We start from the raw sequence: 15,910 nt of genomic DNA, 5'->3' as shown, positions 1-15,910 counted from the left end.
GCGGTAACGCGCCGTTATAAATATGCGACAATTATTGATTGTTATTACAACGTGCTTATTTTTTTTGGGGTGTCAACAAGCACCTCAACCAATCGATACTCCTTTAAAAGAACGCAGTGATCTTATTCGAGGTCAGCTACCAAATGGCTTGCAATACATTCTGGTTAAAAATGCACGACCAGAAAATAGAGTGTCGCTACAGCTGGTCGTTCATGCCGGATCATTAGATGAAGAGGATGATCAAAAAGGCATCGCTCATTTAGTTGAACATATGGCATTTAATGGCACACAACATTATCCCGCCAATACGCTGATAGAACATCAAGAAAAACTAGGCATGGTCTTTGGGCGAGATGTTAATGCCATGACCGAATATTACACCACATCTTATTTTCTTCATCTTCCGGATAATACCGAATCAATGATGAATGAAGGTTTCCACATGTTGGCACAACAAGCGAGTGCATTGGTGTTTGATCCTGATGAACTGGAGAAAGAACGCCCTGTTGTGGTGGAAGAGTGGCGCAGTGGCCTATCCATGATGTCACGTTTAGGTAAAGCGAATCGACAAATTTTACTTAACCACAGCCGATTTGGTGATCGTGAACCGATTGGCGATATGGATCTTGTACGACATGTCGATGCCAGTCGAATTAAAGCATTTTGGCAGGATTGGTATCATCCCAATAACATGACTTTAATTGTCGTGGGAGCGACAGAACAGGCTCAAGTCGAGGCCATGCTGGCTCGTCACTTTGCTAAATTGGCCCCACAAACACTACCTAAACGGCCTGATCTTCGTGTGCCATTAGATAACCAACTAAAACTTGAGACTATCACCGACAGTGAAATTACCACGGAAGTGTTATCACTCAACTTTAGGCAACAAGCCAAAGAACCTCGGACAGAAAGTGAGTTACGTGCACAATTACTGAATGAATTAACGATGCAGGCGCTTAATAAACGCCTGAGTGAGCAGTATCAAATCGAGAGCCAACATATCAGTAAAATGATGGCTATGGCTCGCCCACTCGCCACCGGATATCGTAATAACCGTCTGATGGCCCTGTTGACTACCGATGACTACCAGTCCAGCGTGCAAGAAATGTTTGGTCAATTAAGCCGTTTTGCCGAACATGGGATCAGTCAAAGTGATTTAGATACGGTGCGTTATAGTTTGATTAGCCGCTATCAACAAATGGCAGACTCGTTACGCGATACGACGAATCGACGCGTGATGATGTCAGTGTTTAATCGTCTTCGAACGCAATCACCTTTAGTAGATAATCATCAATACGCTGAGCAGGTTGAGTTATTGGCTAACAGCATTCTTGTCTCTGAAATTAATCAGCATTTAGCGCAAATGGTACACACTCAACAGCCGATTGTGATTGCTCAAATTCATCCGGATAGTTTAGATAAACTGCCTTCAGAACAGCGCTTAAATCAAGCTTGGACAGTTGCCAAAGCGAATCCACCAGCAGCAACAGAAGTCGTGACTGTCCGGTCGCAATTGATGGCTTCTCCGCCTAAGCCTGCGAAAATTATCTCACACCGAGAAGAGAGCGGCGTTCACGTGTGGGAACTCGACAATGGCAGCCAAGTATGGTTTGAAGCAAGCGAAGAAACCGCGAACCAGTTGCTCATCGAATATCGAGGTTGGGGAGGAACGGCGCATCTACCCAATGCATTACGTCGTCCTGCTATGCAACTGCGCCAAATGGGCCGGTTCGGCTATGCCGGATTAAACAGTCAACAGTTGAAGATGCTTAATGCTCCTTACGCAAATAAAATCATGACATTTGTTAACCAAGACAGTCATGGATTTATCGGCTCTTCTGATGTGAACTCATTAGAGAATTGGTTACAAAATATTCATCTGCAAATCACACAACCACAGGTTGATGAAGCGTTGTGGCAATCGAGCAAATTATTGATTGAACGAGGTATCGAAAACCGTTTAACCAGTGCTCACGGGCAATTTAATTCAGCGATTGATGCGATTCGTTATCAACATAACCCTGAATTACAAGCATTGAGTTTGGATGAATTGCACCAAATCAGTACCGATGATCTTTTAACCGCTTGGCAGCAGTTGTTTGCCAGTGCTGCAGGTCATCAACTGGTGATTGTTGGTAACGCAGAACCAGAACAAGTCATTGAACTGGCTAGGCGTTATATCGGTTCGTTACCTTCTTCAACACGTCGTTACTTTCCAGTTCCATTACCACCATTGGCGGAGGGGCGTCATCAAATCAGGATTGCCGCTGGTGAAGAGCCAATGGCTGTCACGAGTTTATTGTTCAATCAGCCGATGAAATACCGTCTTGAGCAAGCCGATCAAGCCTATTTATTAAGTCGTATCATCAGTAATCGTCTCCGAGAGTCGTTACGCGAAGATGCGGGAGGGGTTTATTCGGTACGTTTTGCCATTCGATTTGATCGTCATCGAAATCAAGCTTTTGGCATGATTAGTTATAGCCATGAACCTCAACGAAGTCAGGAGTTAAAAGATCAAGTTTTGGCAGAGATTGAAAGCCTAAAAACGCACGGCGTGACCAAGCAAGAGCTTCAGCGAGTGATCCATCAAACCAAACAAGCCTTGGTTGCTGATAATTTAAGTGATCGACAACGGATTGCTTATCTTAAGTCGGCAGCTCGTTACGGGGAGAGTTTAACCGCAGTAGAAGACTATTTATCTTGGATTGATGGTGTGGAGCCGGAGAGCTTAACGGCTTTAGCTCAAACGATATTTTCTACCTCAAACTGGATCGATGCCTTGTTAGTGCCTGCTAATGATAGCGATATTGAATCATCGATTTAGCCATTCGGTCGAGCGCTCGCTGTTGGCCAGCGCTCGTTAATTCTGGTGAATTTATGCTAATTTTTAAACAGTTTTTAATGATTGCAAAACCGTATTGGTTGAGCCGAGCCAGTGTACTTAGCTGGCTACTTTTTCTGATCACGATCGCTTTATCTTTGCTGTTGGTTCAGGTGATGGTACAGCTCAATAGCTGGAATAAAGCATTTTTTGACGCTTTAGCAGCCTTGGATGGGCCACTTATTTATGATCTATTGTTGAAGTTTATCGGCATTGTTGCCTTAGTCGTTGTGATGACAGTATACGCTAAATGGCTGCAACAATGGGTAGAGCTGCGTTGGCGAACTTGGTTAACGGAACGGTTTGTCGGTCGTTGGCTCAGCCAACAAAATATTTACCACCTTACCCTAAGGGATGAACCCGATAATCCAGATCAACGCATCGCAGAAGATATCAAATTATTAACGACTGACACGCTTTCTTTAATCATTGGATTGGTTAAAAGCGTGGCGACCTTGAGTGCTTTTAGCGTTATTTTATGGCGTTTATCGGGCGACTTTCTCTTACCGTTATTTGATGGTGTGCAACTATCAGGGTATTTATTATGGTTAGCCTTACTTTATTCTGTGATTGGTGCGGGAGTGACCCATTTTTTTGGGCATAAGTTACATCGTCTGTTCTATCAACAACAAAAACGAGAAGCCAATTTTCGTGCTAATTTATTGCGTAGTCGAGACAGTGCTGAACAAATCGCACTAATGAAAGGACAGCAGCGAGAAAAAGCCCAGCTTGATTCACGATTCAGCGACATTGCACTCAACTGGAAAGCATTAATGGCGCGTGAAAAGAAACTCGGATTAGTGGTGAATACTTACCATCAAATAGCGGCAATGGTACCTTATTTTGCGGCTATACCGGCATTGATGGCAAATGTGATTACTGTCGGTGGGCTCTTTCAGGTAAAAATGGCTTTCATGAAGGTTTATGCCTCTTTGAGTTGGTTTATTTTTCGTTATGATGATCTCACGCGTTGGAGTGCGACGGTGACTCGCTTAGGGCAGTTTGTTGAAGCGATGGAGCGATGTGAACATTTAGCCACTGATGCTTCCCGGCCTGCATTGCATCAACAGCCAGGTCAAGGTATTCGTTGCCAAGCACTTTCGATCTTACGCCCTGACGGCTCAGCGCTGCTTTCTGAGTTAGATTTACAACTGGCGGCGGGGGAATCAATGATGATCCAAGGGCCGAGTGGGTTAGGTAAATCGACACTGTTACGCACCTTAGCGGGAATATGGCCATTTTACCAAGGAGAATACCAAGTTCAGCCAGCAGGCGTATTGCTCTTGCCACAAAAACCGTACTTACCCACTTCAACCTTGAGAAGCTGTTTAAGTTATCCACATCCAGAGTTAGCGGATAATCAGCCTTATATAAAGGCATTAGAAGCCGTTGGGTTGGAATTTTTATCATCAAAATTAGATGAAGAAGCAGAGTGGCAAGCACGATTGTCTGGGGGCGAGCAACAAAAATTAGCCTTAGCGCGAGCCTTTGTGGTGCAGCCAGAAACGTTGATTTTAGATGAAGCAACCAGCAATTTGGATGAGCCAACCGCTTATTTACTGATTAAAAAGTTACGTGACACGTTACCCAATAGCGTCATTCTGATGGTCAGCCATCAGCGCCATTTAGCCCCTCTTTTTCAGAAGACCCTCGATTTAACCCCTCAGTTTGAAGAGCCGGTTAGGCCAACAAGGCAAACCGTGGACACCCCTGTATTCGCTTGATTGAACGAGGTGATGATAATTAACAATTACACACATTAATGACACGGATTGATGCTGTGGCTCTGATGGGCTTAACGACAGATGATGTCGTTAAGCCCTATTTTTAACATCAGATCCATCAATCTGCATCACCCAATTTGCTAAATCTGGTAGAGCCATCGAGAGCGCTTTGAGCTGTAAACGTCAGTGAGTTCCATTTTTGTATGTCGGCAGTTGCACTCTTTTTCGAACGTTTGTTATAGAATGAGCACGTTGCGCATCGTCAGTTATGCCGATTAAATTCATCCTAGCGTGAATGCGTGACGTTAATTAAATGTTCAACGAGGATGATCATGAATAAAACAATATTCGAACGTGCAGTACTCGATCGTTTGTTAGTCGAGAAGAATTTTTCCTTGTTGATCGATGCCGATCAGCATGACTTGGATCTGCCCAATGAAGAGGATTGGCAGCGTCGCCTCGAGCAAAGTGAACCGGATAGCTGGGAGGCGAATTTTTTGGCCTATCTTCATGAGCGAGAACAGCATCTTGAAAGTCTTCCTATTGTGGGTGGCGAGTTAACGCAGTCAGTGATTCAGCGTGGGGAAGCGATCATTTGGTCACCGGATAAAATCGCTATTCCAGCATTGCGAGAACTACAGCAATACGCTAAACGTATATTGGTCAAAATTGACGGATTAAACACCCAAATTATACTAATCACCGACGCGAATTATCCACGGCCCAATAAAGCATTACTGATCCAGTATGCGAACGCCGTAAGACAAAAAGTCGTCGCAAGTTTTGAGTTAGGTAAAAACAACTTGCACAGTGTGAGCATCACCGTACTTATGCTCGGTGAAATCGATAATGATGTGCGCCATTTTGCTAAACAAAACACTAAGCGTATGGGTATGGATAGGAATTTCATTCATTACGTCTGCGTTGACGCTCTGCATGAGCATATCTGGACTCCGACTCCTATTCGAAGTGGCAGTATAAAGCAGGTTATTAAAGCGACATTTTCTTCACTCGATCATCGCTTAGAAACATTATTTAATCACTATAATGCTGTGACGGTGAGTTGGCCAAGAATCGTATTGTCCGGTCTTGGTGCATTTATTATCACTACTGCGATGAATGTCATGGTGGCGAGTTTCGATATTGGATTTCTCTCGATGTTGAGCCGCATTTTAGTTCCGACATTGGTGTTCGTTATTGCTTTTGCTACGATGAAGAATCGCACTCAAGCTTACAAGCAGATTATGTTTTCCTTGTTAATCTACCTCACTTTGTTGCTTGCAATGCTGTTCTATTTCAGTCCACCTGGCAATTTTGGCGAATGGTTAAATTTGGCACAGTTGCTATTCTTGACCAGTATGCCAGCGTTAATCATCGGGCGGGTGTTGGAGATCACTCGCTAAGAGGGTCATATACCGTCGCAACAGTGCTGCAACGCCAAGTTGTTTCGGTATATATGCCGGTTTTCTAGTCTAACAGCGAAGTTAGAGACAGCTTACTTAGAAACAGTTTACATAGTTACGCGCAATACACTGATTGGCTAACGTTTTTGCCTGGTTTAATTGTGATGGAGTTAAAACCGTATCAGGAATTATTAAGTGGTTGAACCGATCTAATCCAGACGAACCCTGATGTGACCGATGATGGTCAGAAACGAGCTGCAACATTTTTCCCGTAACCCAATTTTTTTCGACGTTTTCGCCCCGAGCATAATGGAACGACAGATTCCACATTGCGGGGCCAAAGCCTTGTTGGGCGGCTTTGGTGTACCACTCGAATGATAGCTCTGGATCACTGGAAGTATAATGCAAACCGAGTAGATTTTGAGCCGGTGCATAACCTTGAAGTGCCGATTTTTCATACCACGTAAAAGGCTGAAAGATATCTGGCACGGTTTGGCCATTACGGGTTCGTTGTCGAAAGGTTTTGTTAAGTTGCTGGCCATAATAGAATTGATTTTCCGCGTCTCCTTGCTCAGCAAGTAGCTGCACTAGATAATTTTTAGCTGTCTGATGCCCCAAACGCGTACCTTCTCGCAGATGAAATTCCGCTTGTTTGATGTCTTTATCGATACCGACTCCATTAAAATAGATAAAGCCAAGTTTTGCATGTGCGGACGCAAATTGTTGTTCCGCTGACCTTTGGTAGTAGTTTATCGCCTCTTGTATTTGTCCCGACTGCTCAGCGTAAGACCCAAGAACGAACTCCGCATGGGCATGTTTTTGCTGCGCTGCTTTTTGCATCCATTCCAAGGCGTTGTCGTGATTTTTCCCGACCCCCTTGCCTTCAAAGTACAACCGCCCAAGCTGATATTGTGCATCGGCATTGCCCGCTTCGGCCGGTTGTCGATAGAGATCAGCCAGTTTGTCACCCTTTTGAACTAGGTTAGGATTCGCTTCTAGCAAACGTGCCAGTTCATAACGTGCATCGTTATTGTCTTGCTCAATGGCTTGTCGAAATAGTTGTTCCGCGGCTTCAACATCAACCCATACAATCCAATCTTCTGTATATAGGCCATTGACATACCAGCGCCCCAATTCTGTTTGTGCTGCGCTACTGCCACCATTCGCTGCCTTTTTGAGCCATTGTAAGGCCTGCTTAGCGTCCGCCACCATCTGAGTAGACTCATACTCGCGTTGGAATTGTCGTGCTATCTGATATTGTGCTTGCGGATCTCCCTGCTGTGCAGCCTGATGAAACCAGTCCAATGCTTTGGTTGGATCGGCTTCAACGCTTTGTCCCTCAAGCAACATGAGACCTAGTTGATATTGCGCGTTGCGATCGCCTTGTTCTGCGTGACTTTTGACTTGCTGATAGTCTAAAGGCGTCTCCTCTGAGGGAGCGCGCTGTAAGTCAATAAGAAAAAAGAGACTAAATACGATGGCAATAAGAGGTAAAATTCGTGTTCGCATCATAATATTTAAAATAAGAGGTTATCATTTGGATGCTATCTAAGTTAAATAGGTATGACAAGATCATTAGATGTTTGCCATTATTTTAGCTCATTGGTTTTCCATGCAAACAGGAACACTCCTCTTGATGAGCGGTACGGTTTATACCCTTCCTACCTGTAACGCCAAGTTGTTTGGGTATATAGGGATATACCCTTCCTACTTGAAGCTGCAGGGGTGTTGGCTACGTTCTTTCATCCCAATCACATAGCCAGTCTATGCTCATGGGGATTCACTCACTTGCCGCCTACCTGCAACTCCAAGTTGTTTGGGTATAGATAAAAATTAGGTTGAATGGTTAAGTTAATGATAAATTAGCGACAACAGCCAAGCTGTTTGGGTACAGATCGTCAATTGCCATGAGTATCATGAGATAAAGTGAATCGATGAACATCACGAGTAAAAGCCATTTAAATCTTCAGAAGCTGATTTTATTACTTTGCGTGTTAGGGGTGGCGATTACTTTTGTCAATTTATTTTATTCTACTTACCATGTTCAAAAAGAACTACTGATTAACCAAACCATTGAATCAAATCGAGTGTATGCCAAGAAAATGTCTGATATTGCAGACAGCTTTCTTGCAGATACACTCAAGCAGTTAGAGTATAGTAGCTTGATTTTAAAAGATAAAATGGCTACAGATTCCGACCTCATGGTTGAGGTTAAGCGAGTAAAAGAGCAATCTGACTTATTTAATTCAGTTGTCGTGGTGAGTGCCGACGGTGTGATAGCTGCTATTGCGCCAGAAACGATAAGAATTAAAGGGGTTAAATTAAGTCAAGAGCGAGAGTTACAATCACTCAATGCCCGAGTTCCACTCATTACCGATCCATTCATTTCTCCTGCCGGTAACTATCTGATCAGCATTTCATTGCCTATCTTTGATGATCAACAGCACTATCTTGGTTATATCGCTGGCAATATTTACTTGGAAAAAATGAACTTTTTAACCCGTTTATTGGGTGATCATGCCTATCGAGATGGCTCATACCTGTATATTGTCGATAAAAACCGAACATTGATTTCTCATCCTGAGAAAGCTCGGATTGGAGAAGTCATTGAGAATAATGCCGCGATAAATTTGGTGTCACAAGGTATTAGCGGCGGAAGGTTAGTGACGAATAGTCAAAATATCGAGATGTTGACTGGATACGCTCCAGTTAATTTGAGCGGTTGGGGGGTGATTGTACAACGCCCGAAAGTACGAACGTTGGAAAGTTTGAACCAACAAATGTGGAATGTTGTTCTCACTTCTCTTCCTATTGGTATCGCTACATTAGCCAGTATTTGGTTTGCAGCCACTTATATTGCTAAGCCACTGTGGCAATTATCTCGCCTAGTAAACCACTTTGAGGACAAAGAGGATGCGGCTTTAGAATTGAAAAAAATAAGCCCGTGGTATTTTGAGGCTCAGCAGCTAACCGCGACGTTTATCCGAACCTTTAGTTTAATGTCCGATACGATAATGCAACTGCACTCAGACAGTTTAACCGATCCCATGACGCAACTGTTTAATCGGCGAAGATTAGAAAAAGAACTCGCCTCTATTGCGTTGGCTCCTTACCCTTTATCTTTTGTGTTTCTTGATATCGATTTCTTTAAAAAAGTCAATGATCGCTATGGGCATGATGCAGGCGATCAGGTTTTGATAGAAATCGCCGAGCTTATGAAAGCTTACTGGCCAGATGAAGCGAGTATTTATCGATTAGGTGGCGAAGAATTTCTCATCATACTTCCTCACCGTTCTTTGGTTGATAGCCAAGACAGCGCGGAGCGTTTACGCAGAACGATTGCGACTCATCGATTTACCCAAGTGGGGTACTTGACGGTCTCTATGGGGATTTCTTTTTGGCAAGAACAATCAGAAAATTCGATTGAAGAAACCATCAAAAGAGCGGATATCGCACTTTATCAAGCCAAAAAAAATGGCCGTAATCGAGTCGAAGCTATATAGCCGCCTTATTGATTAAGTGGCTCGATCTGTTATTTGAGCTAAGCGAGCAGTGAAAGGTGTATTTTGCTTTGCTTTTTTTCAAGCTATTATGAAGGTGTTGTTTGCACTTAAGACCGTTTATTATGAGTGATGCTCCCCGTAATGTTAGTCGACGTGATCTTTTTCGTAATATGCTGGCTCGTGGTAAGTCAGCCTACCAAGAAGCTGATCACTTACCAAAACGTACCATTCCTCGTCCCCCTGGTGCACTTGCCGAAGGGCTGTTTCGTGAAGTATGTGATGGTTGTGGTTTGTGTGCTGAGGCTTGCCCTAATTCTGTGATTCAATGCCACGATCAATGGCCAGAGTTATGTGTGGATTATCACCATTGCCAGCTCTGTGGTGAGTGTGCCAAGGCGTGTCCGACAGGCGCTTTGCAGCCTGCGACTCAAACCGAATTATTACCGACCTTTTCTCATGCGTGCCAGAGTCGTTTATTTGGCTATTGTGAACTTTGTGTCGAGCAATGCCCGAGCCAAGCGATTCAATGCTTACCAGACCAAAAACCAACAGTAGACTCTGCCTTGTGCAATGGTTGTGGGCAGTGTCGAGCGGCTTGTCCTGCCAGTGCTATAAGCTGGAACATCAGAGTGTGAAATGGGTAACAATAATGATTTTTATTAGTGATTAATTCGGTTTTTTGGCCAATGTTACCGGTAATCTCTCTTTAATTGATGGGGATCATAGGAGAAAATAGCCACTGTTATTGATAATAGACTCACATACTGGAGGGTCTATGTCCACATCAATAATAAAAAAACTATTTACACGCCGCGAGTTTATTCAAAGCTCAGCCGCGGCTTCTGGCGTTGCGGTGGCCGCCAGTTCAATTAGCTTGCCATTTAATGCACTCGCAGCGAAAAGTGAATCATCCCCAAGCGAAGAGCAGATCCGCTATAGCGCGTGTTTAGTGAACTGTGGCAGTCGTTGTCCGTTTAAAGTTCATGTCCGTGATGGTGTGGCGGTAAAAATATCACCTGAAGATGGTGTTAATGAAGCCATTTTTGGACAGCATCAAATTCGTCCTTGTCTACGTGGCCGTTCGGCTCGTTTTCGCACCTATAACCCCGATCGCTTAAAATACCCCATGAAGCGCATTGGCGCGCGTGGTGAAGGAAAATTTAAACGGATCAGTTGGGATGAAGCAACCACTATTGTGGCAAATGAGTTAAAACGGGTCATTAGCACGTATGGTAATGAAGCGATTTATTATCAATATGGCAGTGGTACAACCGGTGCGAACTTACAAGGTCGTAATACCTGTAAACGGCTGCTAAATTTAGCCGGGGGCTTTTTGGATATGCATAACACATATTCTGAAGCGCAATTAAACCGAATTCAGCCGTTCGTTTTTGGTCAAGCCGGTAATATTTATGGCACTGAGCAACAAACGTTATTTTCTGAAATCAGACACTCTGATTTAGTGGTGATGTTTGGCCAAAACTTGGCGGAAACTCGCATGTCGGGTGGTGGGCAAATTGCCGAAATTTATCATGCGCTAGAGCAAAGTGGTGCCCGGGTTATTTTGATTGATCCTCGCCGTACCGACAGTGTTACCGCCTTTAATGCCGAATGGCTACCTATCCGTCCGGGAACCGATGCGGCGTTAGTGGCTGCGATTGGACATACGTTGATCAAAGAAAATTTGCTTGATGAAGCAATGCTTAATCAATATACGGTCGGTTGGAGTGAAGAAACGTTGCCAGCGAGTGCCCCGGCGAATGCTTCTTATAAATCGTATATTTTAGGTTTGGGTGAAGATAAAACAGAAAAAACACCCGAGTGGGCTGAAGCATTAACGGAAATTCCAGCACAGCGTATTCGTGAGCTGGCGCGTGAAATTGCTGGCGCGAAAGCAGCGTGGATTTCTCAAGGCTGGGGTGTGCAACGGACTCAAAATGGTGAACATGCCTCTCGTGCCATTATGATGCTACCGATTATGACCGGACAGTTTGGCCGCCCTGGTACTAACATTGGGACTTGGGGAGGGAGTGTTAATTATCCATTAGCTGGCCTTGCCATTGCTAACCCAGTAAAAGTTTCCATTCCTTGTTTTAGCTGGTTAGATGCGATTACCCGTGGCACAGAAATGACAGCGAAAAAAGATTACGTCAAAGGTCGTGATCGATTAGCCACTAACGTTAAGTTTCTCTGGAACTATGCCTCGAATATGACCGGAAATCAGCACTCGAACCTAAACCAAGTGGATAAAGTGCTGCGCGATGAATCCTTGTGCGAGTTTATTCTGGTATGGGATAACCACATGACGGCGACAGCGAAGTATGCCGATTTATTATTGCCAGATGTTTCGACACTAGAATCAGATGAGTTGATCAACAACTCATACCAATCGGGCTCCTATCATTATTTGGTTCGTTTACAAAAAGCGATTGAACCTATGTGGGAAAATCGTCCGACTTATGATGTATTGGCTGAAATTGCAGAAAAAATGGGCATCAAAGAGGCCTTTACGGAAGGACGCACCTACCAAGAATGGATTGAGTTTGCGTATAACCAAGTACGTAAACAAGAGCCCCATCTTCCACCATTTTCCGAAACCGATGGTATGGGAGTGATTGATCGCCGCGTCGCTGATAGCAGTAAACATATTGCTTTAAAAGAGTTTCGCGATAATCCGCAGTTACACCCACTAAAAACGCCATCAGGTAAAATTGAAATTTACTCAGAATCGCTCGCTGAGCTCGCGACACAGTGGGAGCTATTACCAGGCGATAAAATTTCACCGATCCCAGAGTACTGGCCAGCGGTAGAAGGTATTGAAGACAAAGCGCAGTTAAGTAAATACCCATTGCAGATGACGGGTTTTCATACTAAAGGGCATTGTCATTCAACGTATTCGTCTGTGGCGCAATTGAAAGAAGCGGCTCCTGATGTGCTTTGGATGAACCCCATTGATGCGCAGGCCCGAGGGATTAAGACAGATGATTTTGTCGAAGTCTTTAATGATCGAGGCCGACTAAGAATTAAAGCCAAGGTTTCACCGCGGATCATGCCTGGAGTTACGGCTATGCCAGAAGGCGCATGGGCGAAGACCAATAAAGAAGGCGTTGATGTTGGTGGTTGTATCAACCGGCTTACCTCATTACGGCCAACAGCATTGGCTAAAGGTAACCCACAACACACAAATTTGGTCGACGTTAAGCGCATCTGAGGAGATTTTAAATGAAACAATACGGCTTTTTTGTCGACTCATCAAAGTGTACTGGCTGTAAAACTTGCCAAATCAGTTGTAAAGATGAGAAGGCGCTAGAAGTGGGCCCAAAATATCGCCGCGTTTATGAATATGGTGGCGGTGATTGGCAAAAAGTAGGCAATGCGTGGAAGCAAGATACCTTTAATTACTATTTGTCGATTTCTTGCAACCACTGTGCAGATCCTGCCTGCGTCAAAGGTTGTCCAACCGGAGCGATGCATAAGCGCTCAGAAGATGGCTTAGTGGTGGTCGATCAAGATGTATGTATCGGTTGTCGCTATTGTGAAATGCGCTGTCCTTACGGTGCCCCTCAGTTCGATGAACAGAAGAAAGTGATGTCGAAGTGTGATGGTTGTTATGAGCGGGTAGCGCAAGGATTAAAACCCGTTTGTGTCGAATCGTGTCCTCAACGAGCACTTGATTTTGATGAAATTGAGATCTTGCGGGCCAAATATGGCAATACCAATGCCGTTGCACCACTGCCAGATCCACGCTTAACCAAGCCCAGCTTAGTGATTAAAGCTCATGCCGATGCACGAATGTCGGGTGATACCACGGGCGCTATTCAAAATCCATCAGAGGTCTAAACGATGCATGAATTACCTTTAGTCTTTTTTACCGTCTTAGGCCAGACAGCGGTTGGTATGATGTTACTGGCTTTTATCGCCGGTCTTATGGGGCAAATCACTGCCACTCAACAGCATAGAATTAATTTCATCGGGTTAATTCTATTTGCGATAGGTATGGCAATTGGCGGCTTACACATGGGCCAGCCACAACGGGCGTTTAACTTATTGTTTGGCCTGCTACGTTCGCCCATGAGCAATGAAATTGTGCTCAGTGGTCTCTATTTTGGTAGTGCATTGTTAACGGTAGCACTGGGTATTCCTCGTGTTCGTACATGGCTGAAAACCCGTTTTCAATTCACCATGACCAACACCCAACATCAATGGATTAACGGTGTGGCGGTGTTACTTGGCTTGGCATTTGCTTGGTCGATTACCCAAGTGTATCAATTGGAAACCGTCCCAGCGTGGAACACCCATTACACTGCGCTACATTTGTGGTTAACCGTGCTCATTTCTGGCGGAATGGCGGCTTTAGCGCTCGGGGTTTATCGGTTAGGCAGCATTGTGGTGATGGTTGGGGCGCTCCTTTCCTTAGTGACCCGCTCTGGTTATATGACATTTCTCAATGAAACGGTTCCTCACCTTGTGCAAGGGCAAATGATATTTTGGTATATTTATCTTGCTGGGGTGGTGATTGCGCTTATCTTCGCTGGGCTTGGTGGGCTAAAAAAACAGCAAGTGACGCCGCTATTGCTCAGTGGCGCAGTGCTGGTGTTGCTCGGTGAGCTTGCTGAACGCATCACGTTTTATAATTTATGGTGGATAACCATGTGATCGTCACGGTCGATTAACCGAGGGTCAACAGACCCTAATATTTCCTTGGTATCGGCAACGCTAAGTTGTTTAGATATACCGGTTATCGGCAGAGTGAGTTAATCGAAAATCAGTCTACTGCTTCGTCGTGAATGTGAACAAGCGGTAGGCTGGTTATTTTTAGTGAATAAGGAAAACTTATGCTAGCTGTGGTCCCTCGTGTTTTAGGTAGCTTATTTTATTATCCACCTCATAGTGAACCGGCTCAATATGCCCAACAAGATCTACCCAATCTAGCGGCTTATTTTTCTTGGCAAAAGCCGGAAGAGATTAACGCCTTGTGCCAAGCATTACCCGCACCAGATTCAGATCAATTTAGCCTCTTATTTGAAGGGGTCGGTGATATGCCAGCGCCGCCGTGGGGCTCGGTCTATTTAGATCCCGAGCACATCGTCATGGGCGAGAGCACATTAGCGTATCGTCGCTTTTTGCACCAAAACGGTATAGAAGTGCAATTGACGAGCCATGAACCAGAAGATCATTTTGGGTTGATGTTATTAGCGTTGGCACATTTTATTGAACAAGATCAAGAGAATGCGGCGTTAGTGTTATTCGTTGATCATTTGTTGCCGTGGGCTGAGCAATATTTACAGCAGTTAAAATCAGCTTGCTCAGCGGGGGATTTTTATTATGGCTTGGCAACCCTAGCTGAGTGTTTTTTAAACGAGTTGGCAAATAGCATCACGCCCTCACAAACAGTGATGATGACGTCATGCTAAACGTGGTTAATATTGGTCACTTTGCATCGTGATGAAAGGTTTGTATTGCCTTTCATCAGCAAACATTAAGCGGTGAGCGCCAATCTTAAAGCAAAGAGCACAAACAGCGAGCCAATGAAGGTATTGGACAATTTCGCTAGTTTTTGATTTTGTTTCACTCTATTGGTGATACCAAACCCCGCAAAAATCAACAGGGAAAGATAGAGCATGCTGCACAGCTCGAGTATTGAACCCAAAACCAAAAAAGAGAGCCCAGTACTTTCAGCATTAAAATCGATGAACTGAATAAAGAAAGAAACATAGAAAATAATCATTTTCGGATTCAATACACTCAGCCCTAAAGCTTTTAGATAAATACCTTGATTCTTTTTCCCAACTTGATTTTGTGCTGTCGCTTGATCACATTGACGAAAACTACGGATGATGGTTTTGGCACCCAAATAGAAAAGATACCCAGCCCCCATGTATTGAATCACATGAAAGAGAATGGGCGAGTTTTTAACCAGTGTTGCAACACCTAAAAAAGCGAGGAAAATCAATAAAGCATCGCCACTAAATACGCCAAGCGCCGCTTTATAGCCACCTTTTACTCCATGTTTTGCACTGGCCGTTAAGACAAAAATAGAGTTAGGGCCGGGGACGATCACAATGAGAAAGACACCAACCAAATAGGCCCAAAGGTTCACAATTCCGATATTTTCCAACATACCACTCTCGCAAAAATAACATCGATAAAGTCAATGCACACCACTGTGCGATGAGCTCATGTTTTCCATTGTTCGATGATCAATGATGTGAACAACATCGGTCATTCATCCTGTATCGGCGATCAAAAAAATAGGCCAATACATTCATGTTATATATCCGATTGGTTGGCATTCAAACTGAATGTCGTCTTAATGGAGTGAGCTTGGGTGTATAATAAAGGGTTTTATGTTTTGTGAAATATATGTTTGTGTATTTTTGTAATTATAGGGGATAAAAA

General features: G+C 44.1%; 11 protein-coding genes. 9 read left to right on the top strand and 2 right to left on the bottom strand.

All coding sequences use genetic code 11. The features are described 5' to 3' along the window. The first annotated feature begins 22 nt into the window (after window positions 1-22). The 3 genes from CAG57_RS00835 (at window position 23) to CAG57_RS00825 (ending at window position 6,008) form a co-directional block, all read left to right on the top strand. A complete protein-coding gene (locus CAG57_RS00835) occupies window positions 23-2,824 on the top strand; it encodes a M16 family metallopeptidase (protein ID WP_099611750.1) in 2,802 nt (933 codons plus the stop codon). 53 nt (window positions 2,825-2,877) lie between these two features. After that, window positions 2,878-4,605, top strand: a complete 1,728-nt coding sequence (locus CAG57_RS00830) for an ABC transporter ATP-binding protein/permease (protein WP_161427566.1) — start codon at window positions 2,878-2,880, stop codon at window positions 4,603-4,605. 332 nt (window positions 4,606-4,937) lie between these two features. Continuing rightward, window positions 4,938-6,008 (top strand): hypothetical protein, encoded by a 1,071-nt coding sequence (locus CAG57_RS00825; protein WP_161427567.1) that lies wholly within the window; start codon window positions 4,938-4,940, stop codon window positions 6,006-6,008. A gap of 96 nt (window positions 6,009-6,104) precedes the next feature. On the opposite strand, the gene CAG57_RS00820 is transcribed toward CAG57_RS00825, so the two are convergent. Beyond that, on the bottom strand, window positions 6,105-7,520 hold the full coding sequence (locus tag CAG57_RS00820) for a tetratricopeptide repeat protein (RefSeq protein WP_099611753.1): 1,416 nt from the start codon (window positions 7,518-7,520) through the stop codon (window positions 6,105-6,107). A 422-nt stretch (window positions 7,521-7,942) separates the two neighbouring features. Between CAG57_RS00820 and CAG57_RS00815 the strand changes: the two genes are divergently transcribed. From CAG57_RS00815 to CAG57_RS00790, 6 genes are all read left to right on the top strand, one after another. Continuing rightward, window positions 7,943-9,511, top strand: coding sequence for a sensor domain-containing diguanylate cyclase (locus CAG57_RS00815; RefSeq protein WP_161431036.1), 1,569 nt, complete (start codon window positions 7,943-7,945; stop codon window positions 9,509-9,511). Window positions 9,512-9,633: 122 nt separating this feature from the next. Beyond that, a complete protein-coding gene (napF, locus tag CAG57_RS00810) occupies window positions 9,634-10,146 on the top strand; it encodes a ferredoxin-type protein NapF (protein WP_161428059.1) in 513 nt (170 codons plus the stop codon). A gap of 140 nt (window positions 10,147-10,286) precedes the next feature. Then, a complete protein-coding gene (locus CAG57_RS00805) occupies window positions 10,287-12,722 on the top strand; it encodes a DMSO/selenate family reductase complex A subunit (RefSeq protein WP_161428056.1) in 2,436 nt (811 codons plus the stop codon). An 11-nt stretch (window positions 12,723-12,733) separates the two neighbouring features. Further along, window positions 12,734-13,351 (top strand): DMSO/selenate family reductase complex B subunit, encoded by a 618-nt coding sequence (locus tag CAG57_RS00800; RefSeq protein ID WP_099611756.1) that lies wholly within the window; start codon window positions 12,734-12,736, stop codon window positions 13,349-13,351. A 3-nt stretch (window positions 13,352-13,354) separates the two neighbouring features. Continuing rightward, the gene (locus CAG57_RS00795) at window positions 13,355-14,167 is read left to right on the top strand and encodes a dimethyl sulfoxide reductase anchor subunit family protein (RefSeq protein ID WP_099611757.1); all 813 of its coding nucleotides are present in this window, start codon (window positions 13,355-13,357) and stop codon (window positions 14,165-14,167) included. Window positions 14,168-14,346: 179 nt separating this feature from the next. Next, window positions 14,347-14,925 (top strand): TorD/DmsD family molecular chaperone, encoded by a 579-nt coding sequence (locus CAG57_RS00790; protein ID WP_099611758.1) that lies wholly within the window; start codon window positions 14,347-14,349, stop codon window positions 14,923-14,925. 65 nt (window positions 14,926-14,990) lie between these two features. Here the strand turns inward: CAG57_RS00790 and leuE are convergent, their stop codons facing one another. After that, window positions 14,991-15,632, bottom strand: coding sequence for a leucine efflux protein LeuE (gene leuE / locus CAG57_RS00785; RefSeq protein ID WP_099611759.1), 642 nt, complete (start codon window positions 15,630-15,632; stop codon window positions 14,991-14,993). Window positions 15,633-15,910 lie beyond the last annotated feature (278 nt).

This window comes from Vibrio sp. V30_P3S12P165, from assembly GCF_009904905.1.
Taxonomy (GTDB): Bacteria; Pseudomonadota; Gammaproteobacteria; order Enterobacterales; family Vibrionaceae; genus Vibrio; species Vibrio fujianensis.
Note: the sequence above shows the minus strand (reverse complement) of the source record. Positions and strands in the feature narration are given on the sequence as shown.